The organism is Sinobaca qinghaiensis, assembly GCF_003610495.1.
Taxonomy (GTDB): domain Bacteria; phylum Bacillota; class Bacilli; order Bacillales; family Marinococcaceae; genus Sinobaca; species Sinobaca qinghaiensis.
In genome coordinates this window covers 222,526-249,463 of the sequence record NZ_RAPK01000011.1, presented here as the reverse complement: position 1 = coordinate 249,463, position 26,938 = coordinate 222,526, and the positions used below count along the sequence as shown (strand labels likewise).

The 26,938-nt window shown below is 41.4% G+C and carries 25 protein-coding genes; 16 read left to right on the top strand and 9 right to left on the bottom strand.

Features of this window, described 5'->3' with window-relative positions; genetic code table 11:
• Positions 1-88 precede the first annotated feature (88 nt).
• The gene (locus ATL39_RS15295) at positions 89-562 is read left to right on the top strand and encodes a MarR family winged helix-turn-helix transcriptional regulator (RefSeq protein ID WP_120194238.1); all 474 of its coding nucleotides are present in this window, start codon (positions 89-91) and stop codon (positions 560-562) included.
• A complete protein-coding gene (locus tag ATL39_RS15290) occupies positions 559-3,915 on the top strand; it encodes an efflux RND transporter permease subunit (RefSeq protein WP_120194237.1) in 3,357 nt (1,118 codons plus the stop codon). The genes ATL39_RS15295 and ATL39_RS15290 overlap by 4 nt, the downstream gene beginning before the upstream one ends.
• A 92-nt stretch (positions 3,916-4,007) precedes the next feature.
• Here ATL39_RS15290 and ATL39_RS15285 read toward each other — a convergent pair whose 3' ends face one another.
• Both ATL39_RS15285 and ATL39_RS15280 read right to left on the bottom strand, forming a co-directional pair.
• Positions 4,008-4,571 carry a hypothetical protein gene (locus tag ATL39_RS15285; protein WP_120194236.1) on the bottom strand — a complete coding sequence of 188 codons (564 nt, stop codon included), beginning with the start codon at positions 4,569-4,571 and terminating at the stop codon, positions 4,008-4,010.
• Positions 4,572-4,696: 125 nt separating this feature from the next.
• A complete protein-coding gene (locus tag ATL39_RS15280; RefSeq protein WP_120194235.1) occupies positions 4,697-5,452 on the bottom strand; it encodes a MurR/RpiR family transcriptional regulator in 756 nt (251 codons plus the stop codon).
• Between the two features lie 219 nt (positions 5,453-5,671).
• Here ATL39_RS15280 and ATL39_RS15275 point away from each other — a divergent pair, with 219 nt between their 5' ends.
• From ATL39_RS15275 to ATL39_RS15265, 3 genes are all read left to right on the top strand, one after another.
• Positions 5,672-7,264 (top strand): alpha-glucoside-specific PTS transporter subunit IIBC, encoded by a 1,593-nt coding sequence (locus ATL39_RS15275; RefSeq protein ID WP_120194234.1) that lies wholly within the window; start codon positions 5,672-5,674, stop codon positions 7,262-7,264.
• A gap of 21 nt (positions 7,265-7,285) precedes the next feature.
• A complete protein-coding gene (locus ATL39_RS15270) occupies positions 7,286-8,611 on the top strand; it encodes a 6-phospho-alpha-glucosidase (protein WP_120194233.1) in 1,326 nt (441 codons plus the stop codon).
• Positions 8,612-8,788: 177 nt separating this feature from the next.
• Positions 8,789-9,502, top strand: a complete 714-nt coding sequence (locus tag ATL39_RS15265; RefSeq protein WP_120194232.1) for a Crp/Fnr family transcriptional regulator — start codon at positions 8,789-8,791, stop codon at positions 9,500-9,502.
• Between the two features lie 113 nt (positions 9,503-9,615).
• Here the strand turns inward: ATL39_RS15265 and ATL39_RS15260 are convergent, their stop codons facing one another.
• A complete protein-coding gene (locus ATL39_RS15260) occupies positions 9,616-10,065 on the bottom strand; it encodes a flavodoxin domain-containing protein (protein WP_120194231.1) in 450 nt (149 codons plus the stop codon).
• Between the two features lie 22 nt (positions 10,066-10,087).
• Positions 10,088-10,402, bottom strand: a complete 315-nt coding sequence (locus ATL39_RS15255) for a cupin domain-containing protein (protein WP_120194230.1) — start codon at positions 10,400-10,402, stop codon at positions 10,088-10,090.
• 296 nt (positions 10,403-10,698) lie between these two features.
• On the opposite strand from ATL39_RS15255, the gene ATL39_RS15250 reads away from it, so the two are divergent.
• The 7 genes from ATL39_RS15250 (at position 10,699) to ATL39_RS15225 (ending at position 16,401) form a co-directional block, all read left to right on the top strand.
• Entirely contained in the window at positions 10,699-11,253 is a 555-nt protein-coding gene (locus ATL39_RS15250) for a GrpB family protein (protein WP_120194229.1), read from the top strand.
• Positions 11,243-11,935 carry a class I SAM-dependent methyltransferase gene (locus tag ATL39_RS15245; protein WP_120194228.1) on the top strand — a complete coding sequence of 231 codons (693 nt, stop codon included), beginning with the start codon at positions 11,243-11,245 and terminating at the stop codon, positions 11,933-11,935. The genes ATL39_RS15250 and ATL39_RS15245 overlap by 11 nt, the downstream gene beginning before the upstream one ends.
• Positions 11,929-12,771 (top strand): dihydrodipicolinate synthase family protein, encoded by an 843-nt coding sequence (locus ATL39_RS15240; protein WP_120194227.1) that lies wholly within the window; start codon positions 11,929-11,931, stop codon positions 12,769-12,771. Before ATL39_RS15245 ends, ATL39_RS15240 begins: the two co-directional genes overlap by 7 nt.
• 262 nt (positions 12,772-13,033) lie before the next feature.
• Positions 13,034-14,731: a methyl-accepting chemotaxis protein gene (locus ATL39_RS15235; protein ID WP_170146957.1), complete on the top strand. Its 1,698-nt coding sequence runs from the start codon at positions 13,034-13,036 to the stop codon at positions 14,729-14,731.
• A gap of 151 nt (positions 14,732-14,882) precedes the next feature.
• Positions 14,883-15,011 (top strand): hypothetical protein, encoded by a 129-nt coding sequence (locus tag ATL39_RS17650; RefSeq protein ID WP_281270899.1) that lies wholly within the window; start codon positions 14,883-14,885, stop codon positions 15,009-15,011.
• Positions 15,012-15,140: 129 nt separating this feature from the next.
• Entirely contained in the window at positions 15,141-15,425 is a 285-nt protein-coding gene (locus ATL39_RS15230) for a hypothetical protein (RefSeq protein ID WP_120194225.1), read from the top strand.
• 472 nt (positions 15,426-15,897) lie between these two features.
• Positions 15,898-16,401, top strand: a complete 504-nt coding sequence (locus ATL39_RS15225; RefSeq protein ID WP_120194224.1) for a Gmad2 immunoglobulin-like domain-containing protein — start codon at positions 15,898-15,900, stop codon at positions 16,399-16,401.
• Between the two features lie 406 nt (positions 16,402-16,807).
• On the opposite strand, the gene cls is transcribed toward ATL39_RS15225, so the two are convergent.
• Positions 16,808-18,295 carry a cardiolipin synthase gene (gene cls, locus ATL39_RS15220; protein ID WP_342768792.1) on the bottom strand — a complete coding sequence of 496 codons (1,488 nt, stop codon included), beginning with the start codon at positions 18,293-18,295 and terminating at the stop codon, positions 16,808-16,810.
• Between the two features lie 108 nt (positions 18,296-18,403).
• On the bottom strand, positions 18,404-18,859 hold the full coding sequence (locus ATL39_RS15215) for a hypothetical protein (RefSeq protein ID WP_120194223.1): 456 nt from the start codon (positions 18,857-18,859) through the stop codon (positions 18,404-18,406).
• Between the two features lie 299 nt (positions 18,860-19,158).
• On the opposite strand from ATL39_RS15215, the gene ATL39_RS15210 reads away from it, so the two are divergent.
• The gene (locus ATL39_RS15210) at positions 19,159-20,469 is read left to right on the top strand and encodes an APC family permease (RefSeq protein WP_120194222.1); all 1,311 of its coding nucleotides are present in this window, start codon (positions 19,159-19,161) and stop codon (positions 20,467-20,469) included.
• Between the two features lie 228 nt (positions 20,470-20,697).
• Here ATL39_RS15210 and ATL39_RS15200 read toward each other — a convergent pair whose 3' ends face one another.
• Complete coding sequence (locus tag ATL39_RS15200; protein ID WP_120194220.1) at positions 20,698-21,030, bottom strand: hypothetical protein; 333 nt, start codon at positions 21,028-21,030, stop codon at positions 20,698-20,700.
• 490 nt (positions 21,031-21,520) lie between these two features.
• Here ATL39_RS15200 and ATL39_RS15195 point away from each other — a divergent pair, with 490 nt between their 5' ends.
• Positions 21,521-22,732 carry a cytochrome P450 family protein gene (locus tag ATL39_RS15195; protein ID WP_120194219.1) on the top strand — a complete coding sequence of 404 codons (1,212 nt, stop codon included), beginning with the start codon at positions 21,521-21,523 and terminating at the stop codon, positions 22,730-22,732.
• A gap of 874 nt (positions 22,733-23,606) precedes the next feature.
• On the opposite strand, the gene ATL39_RS15190 is transcribed toward ATL39_RS15195, so the two are convergent.
• The gene (locus tag ATL39_RS15190; protein WP_120194218.1) at positions 23,607-23,789 is read right to left on the bottom strand and encodes a DUF6440 family protein; all 183 of its coding nucleotides are present in this window, start codon (positions 23,787-23,789) and stop codon (positions 23,607-23,609) included.
• 137 nt (positions 23,790-23,926) lie between these two features.
• On the opposite strand from ATL39_RS15190, the gene ATL39_RS15185 reads away from it, so the two are divergent.
• Positions 23,927-24,355, top strand: a complete 429-nt coding sequence (locus tag ATL39_RS15185) for a hypothetical protein (RefSeq protein WP_120194217.1) — start codon at positions 23,927-23,929, stop codon at positions 24,353-24,355.
• A gap of 189 nt (positions 24,356-24,544) precedes the next feature.
• On the opposite strand, the gene ATL39_RS15180 is transcribed toward ATL39_RS15185, so the two are convergent.
• Positions 24,545-25,327, bottom strand: a complete 783-nt coding sequence (locus ATL39_RS15180; RefSeq protein WP_120194216.1) for an MmyB family transcriptional regulator — start codon at positions 25,325-25,327, stop codon at positions 24,545-24,547.
• A 125-nt stretch (positions 25,328-25,452) separates the two neighbouring features.
• Between ATL39_RS15180 and ATL39_RS15175 the strand changes: the two genes are divergently transcribed.
• On the top strand, positions 25,453-26,418 hold the full coding sequence (locus ATL39_RS15175) for an aldo/keto reductase (RefSeq protein WP_281270898.1): 966 nt from the start codon (positions 25,453-25,455) through the stop codon (positions 26,416-26,418).
• The last annotated feature ends 520 nt before the right edge of the window (positions 26,419-26,938 follow it).

Here is a 26,938-nt window from a genome sequence, read left to right as displayed (position 1 = left end):
CAGTTAAAAAAATAAACTGTTTACCTATTTAATTATTAAGCAAATTACGTTAGAATAAAACCTGCATGTAAAAGAAAGGGGACCGCCTATGGAAGAACACGGAAAAGTATTTTCAGAAATGATGGAAAGCTACCGTAAAATACATCATTCCCTGCTGCAGCTTTTTCCGTTTCCGGATATAAGCTTAACCAAACGCCAGCAGGTGATGCTGCTATATATCCTCAAGCAGGAGAACGTTACAATGACCGGCTTGGCAGAGTACTGTGACATATCAAGAAGCGCGGTAAGCCAGACCATTGCAAAACTGGAACAATTATCTATTATTAAGCGTGTCATTAATAAGGAAAACCGTAGAGAGGTCCACATTGAATTCGGCACAAAAGGGCTGGAGATGAAAGATCAGTTCATTCAGATGGAGCAGAATCTCATTGAACAGTACCTTATCAAAATAGATATAAAAGATCTTAAAGTAGTCCAGGAAGTCATGCGTTCTTTTGAAGAAGTCATTTCTGGAGAATGCGATAAACCACTACAAGAATCAGAGGAGAGAAACAGTAAATGAAAATGTGGGATCTTTCAATAAAACGTCCAAAGTTTACGATTGTGATTATGCTTGTGTTATTAATATTAGGTGCGGTTTCCCTGACACGTCTGCCTATTCAGTTATTTCCGGATGTGGAAGCGCCGGTAGCTGCAGTAAGCACAAGCTATCCAGGCGCCGGCCCGGAAGAAGTATTAAATGATGTAACAGAAAATCTGGAAGAGGAACTTTCTACTGTTTCCGGACTCGATCAGCTTACTTCCCAGTCATTGGAAGGCTCATCGATTGTCATTATGGAATTTACGGCAGATACCGATATTGAAGATGTAGAAACAGAAGTTGTTTCCACTATTACGCAGGCAGATCTGCCTGATGATGCTGGAACACCGGCCTTTCTTCAATTTGATCCATCTATGTTCCCAAGCATCCAGCTGGCTGTTTCCGGAGGCGGAGACGAAGTACCGGCTTTTCAGGAAGAGACAGCCTCTCTGGAACGGGAACTTTCCCGGGTCGATGGAGTCGCAAGTATTTCTGAATCAGGCTCTTTAACAGAGCAGTATGAAGTCGTACTGGACCAGGCCGAATTAGAAAATGCAGGCATTTCCCAGTCGGATGTCGTACAGGTTATCCGGGGACAGGAAGCCGCTGTGCCGGGCGGAGTTATCGTGGATGAAGAGCAGGGAGAAACTATTTCCACCCGTATTTTAAGCGAGCTTACATCCCCTGAAGAAATAGAGGAGCTTACCGTTTCCCAGGATCCGGAATCCGGTGATGCGGTTCCTTTATCAGATGTAGCGGAAATATCGCTGCAGACTGAAGAGGAAGATGTCATTACGAGAGTGAACCAGGAGAGTTCCATTCAATTGGACGTCATGCAGGAATCCGATGCAGATACTACCCAGGTATCGAGCGATTTTAATGAAGAGCTCGACAGCCTGCTTGATGAAAGCGAATATTCTGGTCTGGAAGCAATAAGCCTGTACGATGAAGGCGAATACGTTCAGGACTCGATAAACAGTGTTATTACTGCTCTTGTCAGCGGTGGTATTTTGGCTATGGTCGTACTGTTTGCGTTTCTTCGTAATTTAAAAACACCGTTAATTATCGGGATTGCCATACCATTTTCGATTATTACTACCTTTGCATTGTTTTTCTTTACGAACATCAGCTTGAACATGATGACGCTCGGAGGTCTCGCACTCGGTATCGGGATGCTCGTTGATAACTCCATCGTCGTTGTAGAAAATATTTACCGTCACTTATCCATGAAGAAAACGCCGAAGCAGGCAGCAGCCGATGGAACTCGTGAGGTAGCCGGAGCGATTACCGCTTCTACATTAACGACCGTTTCCATTTTCCTCCCTGTTGTCTTTATTACAGGACTTGTCGGAGACTTGTTTGCCCCATTATCGATCGCGGTGGCATTCAGCCTGATTGCTTCTTTGTTCGTAGCAGTGACCATCGTTCCGATGATCGCCAGCAGAATTCTAACAGCTCCGAAAGAAGAAGTGGAAAAAAAGCGCAAAAACTCTTCAATGATGAAAAGAGTCGAACGGGTTTCCCGCTGGACCCTGCGCAGAAGAGCGGTCGTTATTGCGATAACGTTTGCTACTTTAATTATCGGGGCGCTCGGACTGACCACAACCGGCGTTGAATTTCTGCCTGATTCCGATGAAGGTATTGCTCTTGTAGAAGTAGAGCACGAAGAGGGCACGACGCTTGGAAGAACCGAAGAAACTATTGCTCAGATAGAAGAAGAGCTGGATGACGATTCGGATATCGAAAGCTATTTAAGTACAATTGGATCAACTTCCCAGCAGGGAGGATTAAGTTCCGAAAGCCACACTGCTGAAATAATTGTTAATCTCGTAGACGCGGGAGAGCGTGATACTACTACGGCAGAATTTACTGAATCACTTGCCGATGAGATTGAAGATATAGATGACGCCGCGGATATTGAGGTACAGGACTTTGCCCAGGCTGGACTTGGTGGAGAGCCGAACACTTACTCCTTCACTATTGAAGATCCGGACTCTGAGCGTCTTGCCACTAAGAGCGGTGAAATTGTAGAAGCGCTCGAAGATGAAAGCATTATCCGTAGTGCAACAAGTACGGAAGAAGAAACAGCACCTGAACTGCAGGTATCTATTGACCGGGAAGCTGCAGAAGACGAAGGCCTTGCGCCGGCGCAGATTGCAGAAGCTGTTAATACAGCTACCGGCGGCGAAGTTGCAGGCAGCATTACCACCGACAGCAACGATACGTATAACGTAAATGTGCGCTACGCAGATTCCGTACTGGAAAGCGCTGAAAACTTCGAAGATATTTCTATCCCAAATCAAGAGGGAGATTATATTACTCTTTCTGATGTAGCGGAAATTGAGGAAGGTCAGTCCCCGGCCGTCATTAACCGGGCTGATATGATTACAAGTGCAGATTTTGATGTACTGTATCAGGCCTCAAGTGATTTAAGCGACGCATCAGAAGTGGTGGATGACGTTATTGACGATGTAGGACTGGCGGGCGACGCCGAGTTTGTAGTAGGCGGAGACCAGGCAATGATTGATGATTTAATAGGCGATGTCTCTCTGGCATTTGTACTTGGCTTAATTTTCATCTATCTTGTGATGGCAGCTCAGTTCGAATCATTTAAATATCCGTTCATCATTATGTTTACCGTACCGTTATTTGTAATAGGCGTTATGCTTGCGTTAACTATCACGCAAAATCCAATAAGCGCCATGGCGTTAATAGGGGTGATTGTCCTCGCCGGAATTGTCGTCAACAACGCGATCGTGCTGGTGGACTACATCAACCAGCAGAAGCAAAAAGGACTGCCGACGGTAGAGGCAATTGTATCCGGCGTACAGGACCGGACAAGACCGATTCTTATTACGGCCATTACTACGATTCTTGGTATTATTCCATTAGCGCTTGGTATTGGAGAAGGCGCAGAGATCATTCAGCCGATGGGCATTGTTATCATTGGCGGTCTGATCAGCAGTACCTTCCTGACGCTGTTTGTGATTCCGGTTATTTACAGCTTATTTGATAAATCAACCAGAAACATGAATAAGAAGTTTATGACACCGGATGGACAGGTGGTTTACAAACGCGATCTCGATACGGATACGACTTCAGTACAGCCGGTCGATAAGCGGGAGAAATATCTGGCTTCAGAACATGCGGCGACACAGGAAACGATTGAAACAAAGGACACAAAAACAAACAATGAAATAACAACAGAAACTAAAGACCAGGAGACAAAAGACCAGTACTCCAAAGATGAAATTGTTGGAATCCTCGAAGAGCTCGTTAAAAAAACAAAATCCTCTTCTGATGATAATAAAAACAACAATAATAACCGCGAATAATAATTATGTAAAAAGGAGCTGTCCCAAGAGGGGCAGCTCCTTTTTTAATCAGTTGGAACAGAATCGTAGACCTGACTGTTTCTTTTCACAGATCATCGCCTATAGTTCGTATGATTTACAGCAAAACTGAAAACAAGCTTGAAGATATACAGGGCAAGCAGACCTTTTAAGATTACTAATGCATTCGGCACTAACATCACAAAAGTAATTCCGCAAAGTGCAGCGGACATACCTGCAGTACGCTGAATGTGCTTATCCAGGTTTAAAATAATCAATGCAGTTATTGCAGATCCAATCCACACACCCAGCCCCAACAGGAAATTACCTAGAAGCCATCCGAGTATCAATGGTTGAATATGAACAGCAATAAAAATAAAGCCTGCTCTCTTTGCAGCTTGATAATAATCATTTGTGGATTTTGTAACATTAGCGGTTACTCCACCGGAAAGATCCACTGCTAAAACCACTAATAAAATAATCTTCAATACCGATAAATGAAGCCATTCCTCGTAGGTATATGACAAAAGCAGAACCGGAATGATGATACTGCTCAATAAAATGAAGGCGGCTTCCGGCTTAGTTGTTTCTTTTCCAAATAACTCATGCAGAAATGTTGGGATCCGCAGCGGCTTGTAAGAACTTGTACGGCCCTTCAATGAATTTGATCCCTTCTTTCTCCTCTTTTTGAACTTGCTGTTTTTTTGAAGGCTGAACTTTATGTTCAGGAAATGAAAGGAGGGCATTTTAGGTGTATTACGAATGGTATGCGGTAGTCGTTATTCTATTTGTCCTGTGCTTCCCTGTATAGAATAAACCGTCGAAAAAGAGCTTCCACCGCTATCGTAAGCGGAATAAATGACACAATTTCCTCCCCGTTTCCAGCCTGAAAAACGCTGGTGGCGGCATAAATGCTGAAAGGAGACATCTGGGCAAGCCGGTTGTTTTTTAAATTTGTAATAGAAATAAACGTAATGCCCCGTGCTGTCAGCTGCTTTACCTGCGGAAGCAGGCTCGGGGTGTCACCGGAAAGGGAAATAATAATAACAACATCATCGGTTGTCATCGCTTTGAGCATCACCTCAAACTCGACTGCATCATAAATGATGGTGACAAACGTCTGCTGCAAAGCAAACAGGCGCTGTGCCTCCCTGGCACAGGCAAGCTGTGCTGTACCCGTTCCGTAGATGAAAATATGGCCGGCCGCGTAAAGCTTTTCGCAGATCGGTTCGAAATTCAGGGAAGAAAGGTTTTTCAATGTCGCCTGAATGTCGTCTTCCAATACCTGCATGTGGTTACCGGTATCTTTATTAGTATTCTGTTCCCATTTTAAAAATACTTTAAATTCACTATAGCCGCTGAAGCCGAGTTTTTTGGTGAGCCGGTGAATGGAGGAGCGGGAAGCAAGAGAAGCATCGGCCAGCTCATTAATGCCCATATTCCGACAGGTATTTTTGTGGTTCAGAATGTACTTAAGTACGTGCATGTCGTTTTCATTTAGTTTGTCGTAATGGGTGTTGATCAGTTCTTCTAAAGACATGGTGGTTCCTCCTGTTGTACGGGATGACTCCTTGTATTCAGTATAGCATTCTTCTTCATCTGCCGGGAAAATTTCCAGCTTTTGAAACAATGTCCGAAGTTGCCATTCCTTTCCCTGCATGTCCTGATCGTATTGATTGTAAGCACTTTCATTTGTACGCTGACATTAGTTAAAGAAAACGATCATAAAAACTATGTAAAGGGCGGTAGGGGACTAATGATGAATTCTATTCGAAGATTTGGCAGCGCAATGATTGTGCCGGTGCTGTTGTTTCCTTTTTTCGGCATTATTGTCGGATTAGCTACACTGTTTAAAAACGAACAGATTATGGGTGAACTGGCAAACCCGGACGGCCTCTGGTATCAGATCTGGACCTTTATGGAAAATACCGGGTGGACGGTATTTGATCATATGGAGCTGGTGTTTGTAATCGGGCTTCCGATTTCGCTTGCTAAAAAAGCGGCAGGAAGAGCAACGCTTGCTGCGGTGGTGGCCTATTTAATGTACAACACGTTTATTAATTCCATTCTGGATGTCTGGGGCCCAACATTTGGCGTTGATTTAAGCGAAGGCGCAGATGGCACGGGATTAACGGAAATTGCAGGAATACTGACACTCGACACAAACATTATGGGTGCGATTGTGATTTCCGGTATTACGATCTGGCTTCATAACCGCTACTATGACAAAAAGCTCCCGGATGCACTTGGTATTTTTCAGGGAGGACCGTTTATTGTTATGATTTCCTTTTTTGTTATGATCCCGCTGGCTTTTTTAACTGCCTGGGTATGGCCGGCGGTACAAAACGGTATTGGTTCTCTCCAGGGCTTTATGATTTCTTCCGGATACGTTGGGGTCTGGCTCTTCCACTTTTTGGAGCGGATCTTAATTCCAACCGGACTGCATCACTTTATCTATACGCCGTTCCAGTTTGGTCCGGCCGTCGTAGACGGAGGTATTACAGCAAACTGGGTATCCCGCCTCGGCGAATTGGCTTCATCTGATACACCGCTCCGCGAACAGTGGGAGGGAGGAGCATTCCTCCTGCAGGGGAACATTAAAATGTTCGGTTCGATCGGAATTGCGCTTGCTATTTACAGCACAGCACGGGCCGAAAAGAAAAAGCAGGTCGGAGCCCTTCTGCTGGCAGCCACATTGACGGCTGTTGTTGCAGGTATTACAGAGCCGCTGGAATTTACTTTTCTTTTTATTGCACCACTGCTGTTTCTACTGCATGCGCTACTTGGAGCCACTATGGTTACACTGCAGAGTGCATTTGGCCTGGTTGGCAACCAGGGCGGCGGACTGATTGAGATCGCCACAACCAACTGGATCCCGCTGATGGGCAATCACTGGAACGTTTACCTCTCTCAAATTATTATCGGAGTGGCATTTACCATCATATACTTCTTCCTGTTCCGCTGGCTGATCGTGAAATTTGATTATGCGCTGCCGGGACGGGAGAAAGACGAAAATCAGGAAACTAAGCTTTACACGAAAGCGGACTACCGGGCAGAAAAAGAAGGCGGAAAAGCTGAACCAGCCGCAGCGTATGCAAGCGACTATGACCGAAGAGCCGCTGCTTTTCTGGAAGGACTTGGCGGTGTGGACAATATTACTGATGTCACGAACTGCGCAACAAGACTCCGTGTAACAGTAAAGAATCCGGAACAAGTCAAAGACCCCGATTATTTTAAAAACAACGGTGAGGCACATGGTCTTGTACAGAACGGTCAGAGTATCCAGGTCATTGTCGGACTGTCGGTGCCTCAGGTTAGAGATTCTATTGAAGCCTTTATTGATGAAAATTAAAATAACGGAAGGATGTTAATCATGAAAAAACACTCGATTACAATTGCAGGCGGAGGAAGTACGTTTACACCGGGAATTGTATTAATGCTGCTGGATAACCTGGAAAAGCTTCCAATTGACCAGATTAAGTTTTTTGACAAAGATAAGGAGCGCCAGCAGACCATTGCCGGCGCCTGCCGGATCATCCTGAATGAAAAAGCGCCGGATATCCGTTTTACTGAAACTACAGACCCCGAAGAAGCATTTACCGATATCGATTTTGTAATGGCTCACATTCGAAGCGGAAAGTATGCCATGCGGGAACAGGACGAAAAAATCCCCCTCAAGCACGGGGTTGTCGGTCAGGAAACGTGCGGACCGGGTGGTATGGCTTACGGCATGCGCTCTATCGGAGACGTGCTGCAGCTTGTTGATTATATGGAAACGTACTCTCCGGACGCCTGGTTTTTGAATTATTCCAATCCGGCTGCGATTGTAGCAGAGGCCACACGGAAGCTTCGTCCAGAGGCAAAAATTCTTAATATCTGCGACATGCCAATTGGAATCGAAGAGCTTATGGCTTCTGCGATCGGACTGGAAAGCCGTAAGGAAATGGAAGTTGACTACTACGGCCTTAATCACTTTGGCTGGTGGACCGGCATCCGTGATAAAGAAGGAAACGACCTGCTTCCCCGTATTCGGGAGCATGTAGCCAGATTCGGCTATGTAACAGAAGACCAATCCCTGCAGCATGCAGACGAAAGCTGGAACAATACGTTTGCTAAGGCAAAGGATGTTCAGGCGCTGGATCCTTCCACAGTACCAAACACTTATTTAAAATATTATCTTTATCCGGATTACGAAGTGGCTCATTCTAACCCGGAAAAAACGCGGGCCAATGAAGTGATGGAAGGAAGAGAGAGTTTTGTTTTCGGTGAGTGCGGTAAAATTATTGAAAACGGCACCGCCGTCGATTCTGCTCTTCATATTGACGAACACGCTTCCTACATCGTTGATCTTGCCCGCGCCATTGCCTACAACACAAAGGAGCGGATGCTGCTTATTGTAGAAAACAACGGAGCGATTAAAAACTTTGAGCCGACAGCGATGGTCGAAGTACCATGTCTTGTCGGAAGCAACGGACCGGAACCGCTCGTACAGGGAGAAATCCCAAGGTTTCAAAAAGGGCTGATGGAGCAGCAGGTCGCCGTCGAAAAGCTGGTAGTGGAAGCCTGGAGTGAAAAATCCTACCAGAAGCTGTGGCAGGCGCTGACGCTTTCCCGAATTGTCCCGAGCGCCCAGATTGCAAAGGATATTCTGGAAGATCTGCAGAAAGCAAATAAAGGCTACTGGCCGGAGCTGAGCTAATTAATATGTAAATGCCGGATGTTCCTTACGGAATGTCCGGCATTTTTTCTGAAAAAAGAATTGTATTTAATTAGTTCGTATACATTCTCTAATACCATCTATAGTATAAATTTTAGTATACTGAAGTCATCAAATCAGCTGAAAAGACATTAGATTTTGATTTAAGGAGGAGGAACAATGGAAAGACCTGAATTATTAAATACCGATTGTGAATGTTCAACGACTAATACGGAGAAATTATGCGTATCGATCGTTCCTATTTTTAATCACCTGCAGCCTTTTCAGCTTAATGAAATTATGGAAAAGGTCCACTCCAGCTCTTATAAAAAAGGGGAACTGATTTTTCAGGAAGGCAGGCAGTCTGATACGCTTTATATCGTCCATACTGGAAAGGTGAAAATATATCGATTGTCCGAAGGGGGCAAAGAACATTTGGTTTCTCTGCTGCTGCCCGGTGATTTTACCGGAGAATATGCTCTATTTAATGAATCAACCCATCAATCTTTCGCGCAGGCTGTGGCAGATACAAAAGTGTGTAAAATCCAGCGGCACGACTTTCAGGCGTTTTTAACAAAATATCCGGCTATTTCATTGAACATGTTAACCGAGTTCTCGCAAAGGCTGAATCAGTCTGAAAATCAAAGAGCCCATTTTGCTGTAGAGAATGTAGATACGAGACTTGCTCTCTATTTGGTGGAATTAGCCCAAAGCGATAACTATACCGACATTCTGGAACTGCCAATGACCAGAATTGACTTAGCTTCTTATTTAGGTACGACGGCAGAAACAATCAGCCGCAGGATGGCTGATCTCGAGACCCGGGGGTTTATTAAGCAGATCAGCAGTAAAAGAATAAAAGTTCTGGATTATGATGGTTTATCGATCGTCTGAATATAAGTGAAAGGAGGGGATGAGATCAAATATGCAAAAGTAATCAAATAAAAAACATAAACAACGAAGTTTATGTCTCTTAATGCTTCTATGGTTGAGATATTTTTACGTCCTTACTTCACTTTCGCTGCCTCCAAAAAGGCTTCGGTGAATAGGTTCACCTGTTTTCGTATTTCCATTTCTTCCAAATCAATATCTGCTTTCAGCCCCGGTACAGCAAGATAACCGCCTTGTTTTTGAATCATTTCTTCAAACATATCCACTGCCCCCGCGAACTCTTCATAACAGGTGTCTCCTGAGCCGAACACGCCAAAGAGTTTTCCTGTTAAGTCCATCGTTTCCAGGGTGTCATAGATGTCCAGCATCTCATCGGCTACGTCACCGTCTCCCCAGGTGTAGCTTCCTAAAAAGATATATTCGTATCGGAGTATATCTTCTGCGCCATTTTCAAAAGCCTCTTTTAATTCTACTCGTATTCCTTTTTCAATCAGGTATTCTTTAATGAAAGAAGCAAGTTGTTCTGTACTGCCTCCCATCGTTGCATACACGATGCCAATGGTCATAACGGCGGCCTCCTAATCTGTTTTATTCCTCTGCAAGCACAACATAAACGGTCATGGCATCAGTGCCTGTATTTTTTACGCTGATGGTTTGATGCGGATCGCAGTGGATCATATCGCCTTGCTGTATTGGAGAAGGGTTGTCATCCAAGTAACATACACCAGTTCCTTCCATCACAGACATGTAGGCGTTTTTCTGAGGATGTCCATGAGTCGGCATTATCTGCCCGGGTAGAAAGTTAAATGCAATCGCTCTACTCTTTTCTTCTGTAAAAACAACCTGTTTGTTCATTTGGTTATCATCGTACGTTTGAAGATCCTGTTGTCTTTTAATGTTCATATCAATCACTCCAATTATTATATTTTTTCAAGAACATAAGAGAACAGGTAGGAACCTGTCATCGATATGTATAATAGGTATATCGTTTGAGGATAACTTTTCCTCTACCTTTATCATAAGCCAAGCTTTGATATAAAAACTTGACGCAGATCAAGAACATAGATTCTTCGTCAGCTATATATAGAAGGTAATAAAGAAAGTGATATGACGGTGGGAGTGTATGAAATAAACAGCGCAGTGGAGGTAAGCAGGGTTAAGCTTATGAATCGAGACGGAAAGGTGATGAAGGAAACAATATGAAAGTCAATGTAGTAAACTATCAGGAGAAATGGAAAACTATATTTAAACAGGAAGCGCAGCGGCTTCAAGCTATTTTTGGAGATGAACTAACGAATATTTATCATATAGGCAGTACCTCCGTAGATGGACTAAAAGCCAAACCTATTATAGATATGATGCCTGTGGTAAAGAAAATTGAACGTATTGACAGGTATAACAATCAAATGAGGGAGATAGGCTATGAAGCCCTCGGAGAGTTTGGTATAAAAGAAAGGCGGTTTTTTAGAAAGGGACAGGAAGAAAGAACCCATCATATTCATGTATTTCAGGCGGACAATTATACTGAGATTGATCGTCACGTAGCGGTAAGAGATTTTCTTCGGGCCTATTCTGACGAAGCTGTTCATTATGGAAATGTAAAAGAAAAACTGGCCCGGCAGTTTCCGGAAGATATGGAATCCTACATAAACGGAAAAGATGCATTCGTTAAAAACCTGGAAAAAAAGGCACTCCGCTGGTTTTTCTCAGGTCACAGCGATAACCGAAGAAAGGGTATTTCTGATGAAGGATAAAGCGCTGAATAATCAGCACCTGCACTGGGAGAAAGTATATGCCGAAAACAAAGAAAAGTTCGGCGGGGCACCAAGCGCCGCTGCCGTTCGGGCAGCAGAACTATTTAAAACAAAAGGGTACACGCACATTATGGAATTGGGCGCCGGCCAGGGAAGAGATACCTTATATTTCGCACAAAACGGCTTCCATGTTCACGCATTGGAATACACAAAAGAAGGCATCGAATCCATTCAGAAGCAGGCAGCCGACCACGGCCTCAGCTCTCTAATTACTGTAACCCGGCACGATGTGCGCGAGCCGTTTCCAGTAGCTGCCCAATCCATAGACGCCTGTTATTCTCATATGCTCTACTGCATGGCAATGACTACAGAAGAATTAAAAGAAGTGAGCAGTCATATCCTGCATGTCCTGCGCCCCGGAGGCTATAATATCTACACTGTGAGACATGCAGGCGACCCGCATTACGGAACAGGCATTCACCACGGAGAAGATCTGTACGAAGTAAATGGATTTATCGTTCATTTTTTTGATCAAAAGAAGATAGATATGCTCGCAGATGGGTATACGTTTATTGAGAAACTTGAATGGGAGGAAGGAAGGCTGCCAAAACGGCTCTATCAAGTGACGCTGGCAGCACGATCAGATAAACAATCAAAAAGAGAGGAGGGAAACCTATGTTAACTGAATCATTCCACGTGGCGGTCCCTACTGCTTTTTACGAAGATGAGTCGTTAAATGTGCAGGGGACCATAAGCCACATTAAACATATATATCAACAGGGTGTAAAGTCTATTCTGGTCTCTGGAACGACCGGCGAACAGCATAGTATGACCCTTCAGGAAAAACTGGAAATAATAGATGCTTTGGAATCGGAAGAAGAGCTTATCAGCAATATGGAGATCATTTTTGGAGCAGCCTCCATCAGGCTGAAAGAGGCGGAACTGTTAGCTGAGAAAATCGGTTCGACTAGACTGGCAGGTATAATGATTGGGTATCCGCCGTACGTCGTGCCTTCCCAGCAGGAAGCTGTATTGTACACCGAAAGAATTGTTGCGGCTGGCAAGAAACCAGCAATTTTATATAATAATCCCAATAGAACAGGATTTGACCTGACAGAGGAAAGTATCATTCAATTAAGCAGGCTGAATAGAGTGGTCGGAATAAAAGAAGCAGGTGATAAAGTAAAAGTAAAGCGGCTGAGAAGCGTTATCCAAAGAGAGGATTTCTACTTTTATGCAGGTGGAGAAGTAGATTTAGTGGAAAAGGTAGGCTGCGGATATAACCGGCTTTCTTCCATGGCCGGCAATGTTAATCCTGAGGAAATTAACCAGTGGTTTAACAAAATGCTGACAAATCAAACCATGTCAACGCAGGAAAGCGAAGCAGTACAAGTATTAATGGAACAGGTTTATGATGGGAATCCTGTTGTAAACATCAAAGCAATGTTAAACGATAGAGGTATTCCCATGGGTGTTTGCAGAAGCCCGATAGGGATGGTATACAACAACAGTATGTAACAGTAATTCAATAAGGGGCATAAGATTAACTCTGCTTTTTTTAACGTTTTATAATAGAGAATTTTAATACCGGATATACGATCATAGATAATTATTAAACCACTATCCAGAGAAAATCTGAATGGTGGTTTTTCTGCTGCGATTCACCCTTTTAGAAGTAATAATGACCTATGTAAATAGTCTTTAATACGACGATAAATATAATAGATATATGTTTTATTGATCTGTCGAGCCCTATTAAATGATTAGAGGAGTGTACGGAATGAAAAAGTGGTTTAATTTTAAAAGCCTGCGTGCCAAAGTTTTAACAGGTTTTATGTGTCTTATCGTTTTAGTAACTATACTTGGAGTGTACAATTTTTATGCTACAAGCAAGGCAAACGCAGAGCTCGAAAGGATAGTTGAGGAACAGATGCCGAGACTGCTTGGAAAAGAAACTCTTGCTATAAATATGGCGCAGCGAACAGCCCAGGCTCGTGGCTATGTTTTGTCCGGGGATGAGGAATTTAAAACGAGATTTGCAGAGTATACGGAAAAGAGTGTAGCGATAGAAGAAGAACTTCTAGCCAGCGATTCGTCACCCGAATTGAAATCACTAATAGAGCAAAGCATGGAATGGGAACAAATTATCACAGCTGAAGTGTTTCCAGCTTATGATGGCGGGAACGAAGAGGAAGCCCGGCAAATACTATCAACTACGGCAACACCTCTATCCCGTGAAGCTATGGCCGGTTTTGAAAATACGGCTTTAGAAAGTGAAGAATTGATTACATCAACAGGAGAAAATGCGCTTGAAAGCGGCAGAAGTTTAATGACGACGAGTATGATTATTTCCCTTTTGGTCATTCTTTCCGGTATTGGTATAGCTTTCTTTATGGCCCATACAATTTCGGCGCCGATTAAGCATGTTATGCGTCACATGCAGTCTATTGCCGAAGGTGATTTAAGCCAAAAGCCGATGGAAACGACGTCCCGGGATGAAACAGGAAAGCTTGTGATTGCAGCCAATCAAATGAATAGCAATATGGCCCGTCTGCTTACTCAAATTCAAACAATGTCGACAAATGTTTCAGGTCAAAGTCAGAATCTAACTCATTCTGCTAATGAAGTAAAAGCGGGCTCACAGCAGGTAGCCGTTACGATGGAAGAGCTTGCTTCCGGTGCCGAAGCTCAGGCTACTAATGCGAGCAATATTGCTTCTTTAATGGGTGATTTCACTAATATGGTGTCTGATGCCTATGCAAAGGGAGAAGATGTCCATAAAGCTTCCGGCCATATTTTATCTATTACGGATGAAGGCAGGGGGATGATGGATACTTCTGTCGATCAGATGAAGAAAATTGATGCCATCGTAAAAAATGCAGCTGTAAAAGTAGAAGGTCTTGATCAGCAATCCCAAGAGATTTCTAAATTAGTCTCTGTTATTAACGATATTGCCAACCAGACCAATCTGCTTGCTTTAAATGCTGCTATTGAAGCAGCCCGGGCTGGCGAACAAGGACGCGGGTTTGCCGTAGTTGCCGATGAAGTCCGCAAGCTGTCTGAACAGGTTTCCGCTTCCGTCTCAGACATTACCGGCATTGTAGAAGGAATCCAAAATGAATCCTCATCGGTTGCTGCCTCCCTTCAGGCCGGCTATAAAGAGGTAGAAACGGGCACATCTCAGATTCAAAATACAGGAGAAACTTTCCATACGATTAATACAGCAATTCAGGAAATGGCCGGTAATCTTCAATTGGTTACGCAGAATCTGGCTGCAATTTCCTCCAGCAGCCAGGAAATCAATGCCTCGATTGAAGAAATAGCTTCTATTTCAGAAGAGTCGGCGGCAGGAGTGGAGCAAACAGCCGCTTCTGTTCAACAGACGAGCAGCTCCATGGAAGAGCTTTCCAACCATTCGGAAGATCTAAGCAGGGTGGCCGGTCAACTAAACGCAGAAGTAGAGAAATTTAAACTGTAAATGAAATAATGTAAAAAACCTTGAAACCGCTGCAGATTATACATCTGGGCGGTTTTAAATATGCAGGGGTTTCTAAGAAAGTATCCTGAAAATCGAGTATTTTTTTGTTATCCTTACAAGTACAGTTTGTAAACTATTAGGAGGTTTTTCAATGCGCCGCTCATACAGTATGGTGAGCATTATGTATCATGTGTTTCTTTTAGTAGCCGGTATCATTATTATTTCAAGCGGATACAGTTTAATCGAAATGAATCTAAAAAAACATAACCATGAGAAGTAATAGTGAATGATTATTTGTGGGAAGTTGAAATAATATTCTCGCAGGTGGATTTGTGATAACATGTAAAATCTGAGATCATAAAGAAAATCTTTTAAATGATCAATTTTAACAATATACAGGAGGCTGCATATGAGCGTACAAAAAGAATTTACAGCATTGAGAAAAATCTCTAGAGAAGAATTTATGGACTTGGCTCAGGGTGGCATGCGCGAGTTATTTGATTTGGAACAATACAAAGTGTTGGACGGTTCTAAAGGAGAAGAGCTGAATCATTTCGTGTACGATACGAGCACACACGACTGTTATTTAGTCGATCTGGGAACCTGTTATGAGCTGTTGGCATCGTTTTATAGTAATGAAGATAAATCTGCAGTTCAGGCTTCTTTAAATAAGATTGCTTCTTCCGTGGAATAACAATATAAAAGAAATCTGCTATAAAAACCACCATTCAGAGAGAATCTGAATGGTGGTTTTTCTGTTGCGATAATAAGTAATCACGTTAAAGAAATAAATAGGTCTCCCTCATAAATAAAGACAGAGAAACCACTCCAGATTATACATCTGGTGGTTTTTAGTTTCTAATCTCATCTCATGAGTTCTTTGTCATTATGTTCCGGCTGAAAACGGTTGATTCCAATCGCCATACGATGTATATCATTCTTGGGTTAATTATTGTCTTTTCAAGCGGTAAGGTAACATGAAACTTTATTTGGCTGTTACAGCATGGAATCAGCGATGATTATAAAGCTTGGTATGGTCATGTATTACAAAGTATTATCTTGGGAATTAATAAAGGAAGAAATGACAAAAATTTTATGTAATGGAAGTAATATTAGAGTAAAATAGGAAGCAGGGGCACGGTTCTTCCTTACGAGGAGGATCCATAATGAATAAATTACTGCTCACAGTAATGGTACTGTTCATCTGTTCTCTTTTTGTATTACCGGCAGGCGCTGCGACAGAAACAATGTATGAAAATGATTCCTTCCGCATTCATAGTGTGGAAAGTGATGGTAGCACTATTTTGATTGAAGGAGAAGCCAGGGTATTCGAAGCAACGGTATCGTATGTGGTAGAAGAAGATGGCAGGGAAATAGACGAAGGATTTACGACCGCCACCACAGCCGGCCCGGATTGGGGAGAATTTGATCTGGAAATCGACGTAGCCCAGCTGGACGAAGGAGAAACACGTGATCTTACCGTCATTATATTCAGTGAAAGTGCGGATGACGGCAGCCGAATGGACGAACTGGAAATACCGGTTACTATAGGGGAGGACGGTGGTCCGCTTCCAGCCACCTCGACTTTTTATCCTGCAGCGATGCTTCTAGGTGTTATTATATTCATAACAGGAACGTTTCTGCTTTTCCGCCGACGCGCAACTAACTAAATAAAGGAAAACCGGGCCCCTGATATATACGAGCGCGTTTAGGAATAAACAGTCTCATATTTTTGTGGTGACTTCCCGCATTTCCGGCAGCTGTTAGTGTCAGAGGTATATATTTACAAGGAATGGCTGTCCGGAGGGACAACGAAAAAACACATCGTCTTCTTCTCAAAAAATAAAATATTATGGAAATTATCACAAAACAAGTTTCGACAATGATACAGGAAACAACTTGTTAAAATTGAATTGATAGTAAATAAAAACCAGGAAAAGACCACCCAAAAAGTGGTCTTTATCAGACTGTCGAGAAAGTTTTCTTTCTTGGCATTTTTTTGTGGGCAAGGGGTTGAAAGAGTCATATTCTGAAAAGAAAAGGGGCGGTCCCCAGATTCTTGGGGTTATAAACCTTCTATAAAAGAGGAGCGATAAGCCTTGCTATCCTTTTTTTGATTCGTGCATAAAAAGAAAGAGACTCAAAAAAATCCATCGTAAATTCCTCTGAAACGTTCACATCCCGGAAGAAAATACGAGCCATTTTCTCGGCGGTTTCCCGATCATAAATAAAAGCATTTGCTTCGAAATTTAACGAAAAACTTCGCACGTCCATATTAGCTGATCCAATAGAAAACGCCTTTTGATCAATAATTAACGTTTTAGCATGAAGAAAGCCATTGGAATACTGGTACACCTTTGCTCCTACCGCTAAAAGCTCATGAACAAATGCCATATTGGCCGGTCGTACAAATAAATGATCAGGTTTGTCTGGGATCATAATTCGAACATCCACGCCACTAAGTACTGCCATAGAAAGGGCTTTTAAAATAGAATCATCAGGTATGAAATAAGGAGTTTGGATATAAATAGACTTTTTAGCACGGGTAATCAATTTCAAATATCCTGTTTTGATATGATCATAGGAGGTAAGAGGTCCGCTTGCTACTATTTGTATCGCCGTTTCTGTTTCTCTACCTGTCGGAGAAGGAAAGTAAGTCTCGTCATATTTTATGGGATGTTGTTGAGAAGCCTGGTTCCAATCCATTAGAAATTGGTTCTGTAAAGCGTGAACACTTTCTCCTTCGACCCGTAAATGAGTATCTCTCCAATAACCAAGTTTTTTATGGCCGTCTACGTATTCGTCCCCAACATTAAACCCGCCAATATAACCAATCATTCCGTCCACGACCGCTGATTTTCGATGGTTTCTATAGTTAAAGCGTAAATTAAAGAAGGGAATTTTAGAAGACAGCAAAGATTCCGCTTTTCCTCCAGACTGCAAAAACTCAGTAAAAAAATCAGCGGATAACGACTTCGAGCCTACATCGTCATAAAGAAATAACACACTAACTCCCTGCTTTGCTTTATGTGTTAATAGGTTCATTAATTGATTTCCAATTTTATCATCTTGTACGATGAAATATTGAAGATGAATATGATAGGAGGCATTTTCTATGTCATGAAATAATGCCTGAAACTTCTCATCGCCATCAGTATATATTTGAATTGTATTGTTCATTGTTAATACAGCCTCGTTGCCTTTTAAATGCATGCGGATACTATCCTGCATTTCTTCTATAAGAGGAGAACGGGCAAAACTTCCTTTATCGATTTCATTTAGCTGCGCAGCTGAATGCTTTTGAATGTTGGAATTGGAGTATATATGCTGAGGCTTTAGTTTCTTTCTGCTAAGTGGCTTACCAAAGAATAAATACAATATAAATCCTATAACCGGCAGAAAAAAAAGAAGCATAATCCAAGCCCATGTAGAAGTAGCAGATTTTCGTTCAATAAAAAGAATAGAGAGGGCTAATAGAATATTTAATAAAAAAAAGACATTACTTAGTGTACTCCACCATTCAAATGAAATATATATCTTCCCCTTTTGTCTATGGCATTTCAATCAATCTTACATAATATAAACTTTCCTCCGGCAAAGTGCAACACATTCATACATTGCCGCATTATCCGTTCGTTCTTTAAAAAATAACTGGAAGTCAAAATCTTTCATTTATCTATTGAATGGTATAAGGCGGAACATAAAGATTAATATTAAAATAACGAGCAGAACCCACTCCCGCTGAATGATAGAAAAAGAAACATTTTTTTCGGACAGAGGGTACCATAAATGAGCGCCATTTCCGAAGAAATCTATCGCTATGCCGCCTATTAGCAGAATAAGTATGATAAAAGCCCAATTTTTCATTAAAGTAGATACGATAAATCTTTTCGTTAAGAGAGCTAATCCAAAACTAAGAACGGGAAGGAAAAACAAGGAATGCGTAAAAATAAAACCAAATAGTTTTGGGATATCCAAAGTAATGACAAGCAGTCCTCCATAAGCCATTATAGAAAGACGTTTCAAGAAAGGATATTTCCGGCCTTTGAAAAAGGTATCCATAAGTAAGGCTCCAGCGATAAGATGTAATAAAGTCGAGGGAATATGAGTGAGTAAAGTCTGCATCATTAATGAAGCCTCTTCCTTTCTATTTTTTACTTTGAGAAATTTTATTTACTATAAACGGGTGGATTCTCTTTCGTATGTTCTCCTAAACCCGCTTAAAGGTCAAGCAGGTAATGATACACCTTCACAGATAAAATGTGACATAGGAAAATAAGCTGTTTTATCATATATGAAAGTCTCAGCTACATACTTTCTTCACAATTATAGGGTAAAGAAAGAAAGTAACCTAAAATTGAAGAAAGGAAAGCTTATAAATTTACGAGCAGGTGAAATAAACAGATTGTATCTAAGGAGTGAGATCTGTGGGAGAATACGAAAAAAATAGTCTTTCGCTTACGGGAGCGATAGGTCTTGGAACAGGCGTTATGATAAGTGCGGGAATATTTGCGCTGCTGGGGCAGATTGCAGAATTAGCAGGAACATGGTTTCCGCTTATGTTTATAGCAGGCGGAATAGTAACGGGGTTTAGTGCCTATTCTTATATAAAAATGAGCAATGAATATCCTTCAGCCGGTGGAATAGGGATGTTTCTGGTGAAAGCTTACGGGAAAGGGACCTTGACGGCTTCAGCTGCTATGCTGATGGCCGTATCGATGGTAATTAATCAGAGTTTAGTCGCCCGCACTTTTGGTACGTATACGTTGCAGATATTTAATATTGAGGAGGGAAGTTTTCTTGTTCCTGCTCTTGGTGTGGGATTGCTTTTATTTGCCTTTATAGTGAATGTTTCCGGCAACAATTTTATACAAACGTTTACGTCCATTATTTCCCTTTTGAAAATTATAGGTTTGGTCGTTTTTGCAATGGGAGGATTATGGGTAGCTGGATTTTCTGTTATTCCTGCTGAAGGAGGAAGCAGGACACCTGACTCTACGTGGGCTAGTATGATTGCTGCTGTGGCGTTAACAATTCTTTCATTTAAAGGTTTTACAACAATTACTAATAGCGGCTCAGAGATTGTAAAGCCAAAGAAAAATGTTGGAAGAGCAATAATCGTGACCATTTTAATAAGCCTCGTTGTTTATTTGCTTGTAGCATGGGCCGTTTCCAGTAATTTACCGCTCAGCAGCATTATTGAAGCCAAGAACTATTCACTTGCTGAAGCAGCCAGACCTGCATTTGGTAATTACGGGGTATGGTTTACTGTTGCTATTGCTATTATAGCAACCATTTCCGGTATTATTGCCAGCGTTTTTGCTGTTTCACGAATGCTCGCTATGCTGACTGATATGGAGTTAATTCCTCACAAGCATTTTGGAATGCCTGGAAAAATCCAAACACACACACTTGTATACACAATAGTGCTGGCGATGATTCTAACAGTGGTTTTCGATTTGACCAGGATCGCTTCTGTAGGGGTTATTCTATATCTTGTAATGGATATGATTGTACACTGGGGTGTTTATAAGCATTTACGTAAAAAAGTTAATGCAAACCCTGGAATTGTATTAACCGCACTGATTTTGGACGCCATAGTACTGGCGGCTTTCACATGGGTGAAATTGAATACCGACTGGTTAATTGTAGCTTTTTCTATCGTATTTATTGTATTAATATTTGTTGGCGAACATTTATTTTTGAAAAATAAAACAGCAGAGGAAGCCAAGTCATAAGTAAAACAGAGCACCACAAGAAATAGCGTAAAAAATTAGAATGAAAAAAAGCGAACCAGGATTAGTCCTGATTCGCTTTTTTACTTTTATCATAAACAAAAAAAGGAAAGAAAGTGCTGATTCGCGCAGCATTTGCTCTCCTTTTTTATTTAAATACCACACCATAAGCTGTCGCAGGGCGATATTCAGGTCAGTCCAAACGATTGAATTTGTCAGCATGGGTTTTGATTAATTGTTTTTACCTGCTTCAATTAGTAAGAAAATAGCTGCTAAAATATGCAGTACCATACCGACACCTGGAATCCATCCAAGTGCAGAAGCCAATATTCCTAAAATATGCCCGGTTTTACTTCTGTTTTCTTTATTAGCAAATACAAGGCCGATAATATGTAAAACCAGCATCATCGCAAGGGGCACCCATGCCAGACTGATAATAACAAGGCCCCCTAAAATAGGTATGCCTAAAAATGCTTCTAAACCACCGAACGACCATTTCATTACGCGGCTTGGTTTAATATTCGTATCTTTTGTTTCTTCTATTGGATTTATGTTCTCCTCCATTCTCTTTTCCTCCCTTCATTTTTAAATATGTTAATCTCTTTCCAAATATTAATGTTACAAGTAATTAGTTAAAATGTCACTATTTTTTTAGATCTAAAGAACTATTTTTGATGTTTTATTTGGTGAATGACCTAATAAATAAAGAATAGTGTTGATTTTTTCGTAAAAATAATGAAGTGTAAGGAAGTTTTGTGCGGTCTCTTTTCGGTATCAGCGTCGTCAGCTACAATTGAAATGCCACCAGGCCCTTCTGCAGCCACGTGTCTATTTGGAGATGCATTCAAGGTCATTCCGTTTACAATTCCATTCATGATAGATTATAATTTGCTATATTTCTATAAAGAATGAATTTTCCTATATTTTAATGGTTTCTTCTTCACACAACTATGATGAGGCTTTCGAAAAAAGAGAGTATAATTAACCTGCCTGTGTTTCTTAGAACATCTGGGTGTCTTTTCTTTTAAAGCCTACTACAAAGGAGTCGATCATAATGGATAATGATTTCAACAGCAGGGAAGTCGACTTATTTACTCATGCCTTTAAACAGGATCCGTACCCCGCCTTTCATTCTCTCCAGCAGCACGATCCCGTGCACCGGGTCTTGATGCCCGAGGGTCATTACGCCTGGATCGTCACTCGGTATAAGGACGCTGTCGCTGTATTGAAAGACCCACGTTTCATTAAGGATTTCACTGTTTTTTTAGATGAAAAAGAACGTGCCGAAGCGCAGCAAAATATTTTTTCCCAAAACATGCTTTTTGCAGATCCACCAGATCATAAACGACTGCGCGGCCTCGTTCAGCAGACGTTTACACCGAAAATGATCGAAGAGCTCCGGGGCAGGATTACAGAAATAACAAATGAACTGATCGATGATATGCAGGGCCGCTCCCGGATAGATCTGATCGATGATTTTGCTTTTCCGCTCCCTATCATTGTTATTTGCGAAATGCTCGGCGTTCCAAGTGAAGACAGGGATAAATTCCGCACCTGGTCCAACACCCTCGTCGAAGCATCCAATGATCCGGGCAAAGCTAAAAAAGTTCAGCAGCATATCGAGGAATTCACCACTTATCTCCAGGAATGGATAGCTACTAGGCGGGAACACCCAAAGGATGACATGATCAGCAAGCTCATCCAGGCCGAGGAAGCAGGGGACCGTCTCTCCGAGCAGGAACTTTACGGCGTCGTTTCGCTGTTAATTATCGCCGGTCATGAAACGACGGTAAACCTCATTGCCAACGGCCTGTTTGCTTTGATGACTCACCCAGAGCAGATGCGCATGTTACAGCAGCAGCCAGAACTCATTCGCCCGGCCATTGAAGAAATGCTCCGTTTCGAGGGGCCGGTCGAATTCAGCACCGACCGCTGGGCTGCTGAAACGCTGGAACTTCAAGGGAAAACGATTCACAAAGGGGACCATGTGCTCGTGGCTCTCGATGCGGCCAACCGCGACCCGGAGGCATTTGAGGATCCGGACGTTTTCGATATCACCCGCAGACAGAGCAAACACCTTGCTTTCGGCAAAGGCATTCACTTCTGTCTCGGGGCACCGCTTGCCAGAGTGGAAGCCGAAGTTGCCGTGCATACGCTGTTGGAACACTTCCCTGGGCTGCAGCTAGATACGGCTGTTTCTGACCTGGAATGGCGCCCGGGCATACTCATGCGCGGACTCACGGGGCTTCCTGTTCGTCTAACGTAAATAAAGGACCGGAAAACCTCGTGAGGTTTTCCGGTCTTTTATTGTTGAGAAACAAAAAATAGCGCTTTTTTTATTGAAAAGGAGATATTGAAGCAAAAAGACAGATGGGGAATAAAGGCCAATGGATGATCCATACCGAACAGTTCCCAGGCAGTCAAAACCTGGAAAATTTGCTGCGCAAACAAGACGCTATCAAACAAGATAATATCCATATGATAAAAACCATCCTGGAAGAATAAAAGGCCCATGAAGGCTGTATGACGGACGTTGGATTAAAGAAAACGTATGTAGTAGATACCAATGTATTGAGATATTATGTAAGCAAAATAAAAATTAAGAAGAGAATAGAAAAGCAGCCCGTGTGTTTTGGAAACAGGTCCTTTTAGAGGTAGAAGAAGGGACGTCAGAAATTATTATTTAGGCTGAGTCCATTAGAGAACTTGATATCCAGGCTTATAAGAGAATCACCAAGCTGCTGGTGCATGTTCATGCTGTAGATAGTGCCTCTACCATAGAGACAGAACATCTTATCCGGCGTTTAGGTGTGTGTACGAAGAGAGGATGTACAGACGTTTCGAAAAGCCAGAGGCACGATGAATGACATTACGTATGGGAATGTGCCGGATGCTCGTATTTTGTTCGACTTGGCATGACAATCACAGATATAGATAAAGGAAAGCCACTTACACCAGATAACAACATATTGTCTTTTAATGAATTAACCATATCATTAAAGGATAATCTCTTTCTTTTTTTATATACGAAAGGGGCTGTCCCAATAATGGCCAGCCCCATTTCATTCTTTTAAATCCTTGTTAATAGAAGAAATTTATACGATCAAAAAAATTGATATGATGGCAGGCTGACTCATCCATTACTGTTTTTGAAAATCTTCATCTATTAATGGATTTCCTTCCTGGTCAACCATGACAGTTAACCCGCCCCCAGTAGCATTACCATTCAGCAAGTACAGAACCCCTGTCTCATTATCACGAATAACTTTGAACTGTTCTATTGCGCCCTGTTTATAAATAGCTTCAAAACGATTATTTTTCATCTTTTACTCCCCCTTCATTTTTACAAAAACTTGATTTGTTCAACCGCTGCACGCTAGTTTAAGAACAATTCTGAAAAATCTTTCTATATTCATATTATATTAAAGTTCCTATATAAGTTGAAGTAATTTCTTATGAAATGGAGGAGGATACCAGCAGTGAAAGCACAGATGAGGCTGCAAATGAAACAAACGATGATGAGTCGATGACGTACGCTGGAACGCAGGAAACATCTAATTACTTTATTGGTTCCCATTATGTGGAATCAAAAGAGGATGATATCATTCAATCCTATACGGTGTTTTCTATTATCCGGGACGGAGAGCAGTCTCTGGCCTATCAGAATCGAATAGAGAGATCTCTTATCCATGAAGATCCTTCGGCACAGGTTATCCTAAATTCCTATAAAGATCTGGCTGCAAATTGGCCAAAGCTTGATATATATTTTAAGGAAAAGTGGAACGAATTATCCACCACTTCCGCTCAATATTATTTTATGATTCCCTTTTTGGAATTAGTGACTTATACGGCATTGAAGAAATATCGTTACCAAAGGAGAGAGGTGTAAGATCTTTTCTTTCGTTTGATCCTTCATCGTAACCTTAGAAAGGACAGAAAAGATGAAAATATAAAATAGGAAAAGAAAATAAGTGAGGAATACATATAAAAGGGTCCATCACATGTAGTGTAACTACTTGAAGTTACATGCTAATTCAATTAGAGAAAAAAGAATTGCATTAAGTTAAATCTTAATATGTTAAGAAATTGGAATATAGGTACACCAATTTAAATCTTCATCCCCGTCTACTCGCATAGAAGAGTGAATACGGTATTGTGTAATTTGGTTTTGGTCATCTCTTATAGAAATAAAACTAACCTTTTTTTGCTCGATATGATGTATTTCCCATAGGTTTTTAAAGACCTGGCTTTGTTCTTTTAGCTTTGTTAAAAGATGATTTAAAATTTCACCCTCTGGAAACCGTTCATAAATAGTTCTCCAGACAGCAACCGAATAAGCTGAAAATTCCTCTATGTTATATATACGCTCCCGGAAATTTTTTTCTAGAAACAACAGTTGAAGTAAGTGCCGCTCATTATAAGAGGAAAATGGAAAAAGTTTTGTCTCTGCTTCTTCATTCCAGTATATGATTTTTGACCTCTGATTTGTAATAAAAGAAGGAAACGGAAACTCATCCACTGTAGCTTGCAAAGACGTTTGATATTGTTTATCAACAGGCAGGAGTGCTTCATTATCATTGTAAGCTAACGTAAAAAGGTGCTCCTTTTCATCAGAATTTAACTGCAATGCCCGACTTATATTTAATAGAATGTCCCGTGAAGGCTGAATATTTTTTCCTTGTTCTAATAAGGTGTAATACGTCACACTTATATGGCTTAAATATGCCACTTCCTCCCGGCGCAGGCCCGGTGTCCTACGTCTTTTTCGATTGATTTCAACGTCGGCTTTATCTAGCTGTACTCGTTCTCTCCTGGACTTTAAATACTCGCCGAATACTTTCGAATGAACAGTGGATTGCACGAAGTTGTACCTCCTATCAGGATTTTATCCTAGTAGTAATCTTACTAGTATAAACAAGCTGTGGTTCATATCATACTAAACATTTAACATTGCTTTATCGCCACTTATTAAAGGAGGATACACTAGTGCTTACTAATCAATCTTTACAAAAAAGAAAGCTTGGAAACGAAGGGTTGGAGGTTTCTGCTATTGGACTAGGAACGATGACTATGCCAGACAATCAAAATTCAATTTCAGCCATCCACGGTGCTTTAGACCAGGGAATCACCTTATTTGATACAGCAGACCTTTATGGAAACGAAGGATTTCAACAGCAGAGGTTCGGGGACAATGAAAAGTTACTAGGAAAAGCATTAAAGGGTCGCCGTGATGAGGCGATTGTTGCCACAAAATTTGGTGCCACTCATAGTCATGGATACAAGGGAGATCCGGCATATATCAAAAAGTCAGTGGATGCTAGCTTATACAGCCTTGGCCTGAACCACATTGATCTTTATTATCAGCACCGCTACGATCCACATACACCGATTGAAGAAACTGTCAGTACGTTAGCTGAGCTCGTAAAGCTAGGTAAAATTCGTTATATAGGGCTCTCTGAAGCACCGGTGGAAATCATCCGCCGTGCTCATGCAGTACATCCAATAACGGCTGTCCAAACGGAATATTCTTTATGGAGCAGAGATGTAGAAGATGAAATCTTACCTTTTTTAAAAGACATGAAAATAGGACTGGTACCATATAGCCCATTAGGAAGAGGTTTTTTGACGGGGAACATCCAGCGAGCAGAGGATCTCTCAGAAACCTATCCCCATCAAATGTATTCCCGATTTCAGGGTGACAACTTTGCTAAGAATGTAAAAGCAGCTTCACTCATTAAAGAAATTGCTGATCAAAAAGGATATACTACAGCGCAGCTTTCGTTAGCATGGCTTTTGGCTCAAGGAGATCAGATTGTGCCCATTCCAGGAAGCAAACGCTTGGAACGCATACAAGAAAACTATGGTGCTTTAAAAGTAATACTAACAAAAGAAGATCTGGCGGAAATCGAACACATTGTTCCGAAAGGTTCAGCTTCTGGCAGCAGGTTTTAATTTTAAATGGGTAACGATAAAAACTCCTCTATGAACGAAGCAAAAAGGGAAATGAAAAATTAAACGGCTTGTTACGCATGCGTTCGATACTTACCGGATGCATGTTTATTTTTATTATAATATACTACGAGGGCATCGAGCTTCAAAGGTTTTTAATTATTTTCATTCGAAATTTTTTGAATAAAAAATAGTACTCGCTATCTGGACAAATAGGCACTTTTTATTCTCTCCATTACTTTTGATGAAATTTTTAAGAAGAGAAGAGGAAAAAAGCATTTATAAAGGTACAATTTTACAAACAAGAAGGAGAGAAGAGGCTGATAAAAGCACATCTTCTCTTCTTTTTGTATAGTAAAAGCTTCGGATAATCACGGTTATGTTAACGATACAGATTATAATTATTTTTTACTTTATGATGAGTTCATAATTTTGCAGGGGCTTAGGATTGTGTGAAAATTGATGTAATGAAACGCCAATGCTTATATAAAAATAGAAAAAAGGTGTTTAATTTCTTCTTTTA

Coding starts and splice junctions, on each gene's coding strand:
- ATL39_RS15215 (WP_120194223.1), bottom strand. CDS start 18,859: ATGATGCAGACTTTACTCACTCATATTCCCTCGACTTTATTACATCTT.
- ATL39_RS15190 (WP_120194218.1), bottom strand. CDS start 23,789: ATGAAAAATAATCGTTTTGAAGCTATTTATAAACAGGGCGCAATAGAA.
- ATL39_RS17650 (WP_281270899.1), top strand. CDS start 14,883: ATGCGCCGCTCATACAGTATGGTGAGCATTATGTATCATGTGTTTCTT.
- ATL39_RS15240 (WP_120194227.1), top strand. CDS start 11,929: ATGTTAACTGAATCATTCCACGTGGCGGTCCCTACTGCTTTTTACGAA.
- ATL39_RS15270 (WP_120194233.1), top strand. CDS start 7,286: ATGAAAAAACACTCGATTACAATTGCAGGCGGAGGAAGTACGTTTACA.
- ATL39_RS15195 (WP_120194219.1), top strand. CDS start 21,521: ATGGATAATGATTTCAACAGCAGGGAAGTCGACTTATTTACTCATGCC.
- ATL39_RS15265 (WP_120194232.1), top strand. CDS start 8,789: ATGGAAAGACCTGAATTATTAAATACCGATTGTGAATGTTCAACGACT.
- ATL39_RS15290 (WP_120194237.1), top strand. CDS start 559: ATGAAAATGTGGGATCTTTCAATAAAACGTCCAAAGTTTACGATTGTG.
- ATL39_RS15280 (WP_120194235.1), bottom strand. CDS start 5,452: ATGTCTTTAGAAGAACTGATCAACACCCATTACGACAAACTAAATGAA.
- ATL39_RS15245 (WP_120194228.1), top strand. CDS start 11,243: ATGAAGGATAAAGCGCTGAATAATCAGCACCTGCACTGGGAGAAAGTA.
- ATL39_RS15235 (WP_170146957.1), top strand. CDS start 13,034: ATGAAAAAGTGGTTTAATTTTAAAAGCCTGCGTGCCAAAGTTTTAACA.
- ATL39_RS15255 (WP_120194230.1), bottom strand. CDS start 10,402: ATGAACATTAAAAGACAACAGGATCTTCAAACGTACGATGATAACCAA.
- ATL39_RS15260 (WP_120194231.1), bottom strand. CDS start 10,065: ATGACCATTGGCATCGTGTATGCAACGATGGGAGGCAGTACAGAACAA.
- ATL39_RS15250 (WP_120194229.1), top strand. CDS start 10,699: ATGAAAGTCAATGTAGTAAACTATCAGGAGAAATGGAAAACTATATTT.
- ATL39_RS15275 (WP_120194234.1), top strand. CDS start 5,672: ATGAATTCTATTCGAAGATTTGGCAGCGCAATGATTGTGCCGGTGCTG.
- ATL39_RS15185 (WP_120194217.1), top strand. CDS start 23,927: ATGGAGGAGGATACCAGCAGTGAAAGCACAGATGAGGCTGCAAATGAA.
- ATL39_RS15230 (WP_120194225.1), top strand. CDS start 15,141: ATGAGCGTACAAAAAGAATTTACAGCATTGAGAAAAATCTCTAGAGAA.
- ATL39_RS15200 (WP_120194220.1), bottom strand. CDS start 21,030: ATGGAGGAGAACATAAATCCAATAGAAGAAACAAAAGATACGAATATT.
- ATL39_RS15295 (WP_120194238.1), top strand. CDS start 89: ATGGAAGAACACGGAAAAGTATTTTCAGAAATGATGGAAAGCTACCGT.
- ATL39_RS15225 (WP_120194224.1), top strand. CDS start 15,898: ATGAATAAATTACTGCTCACAGTAATGGTACTGTTCATCTGTTCTCTT.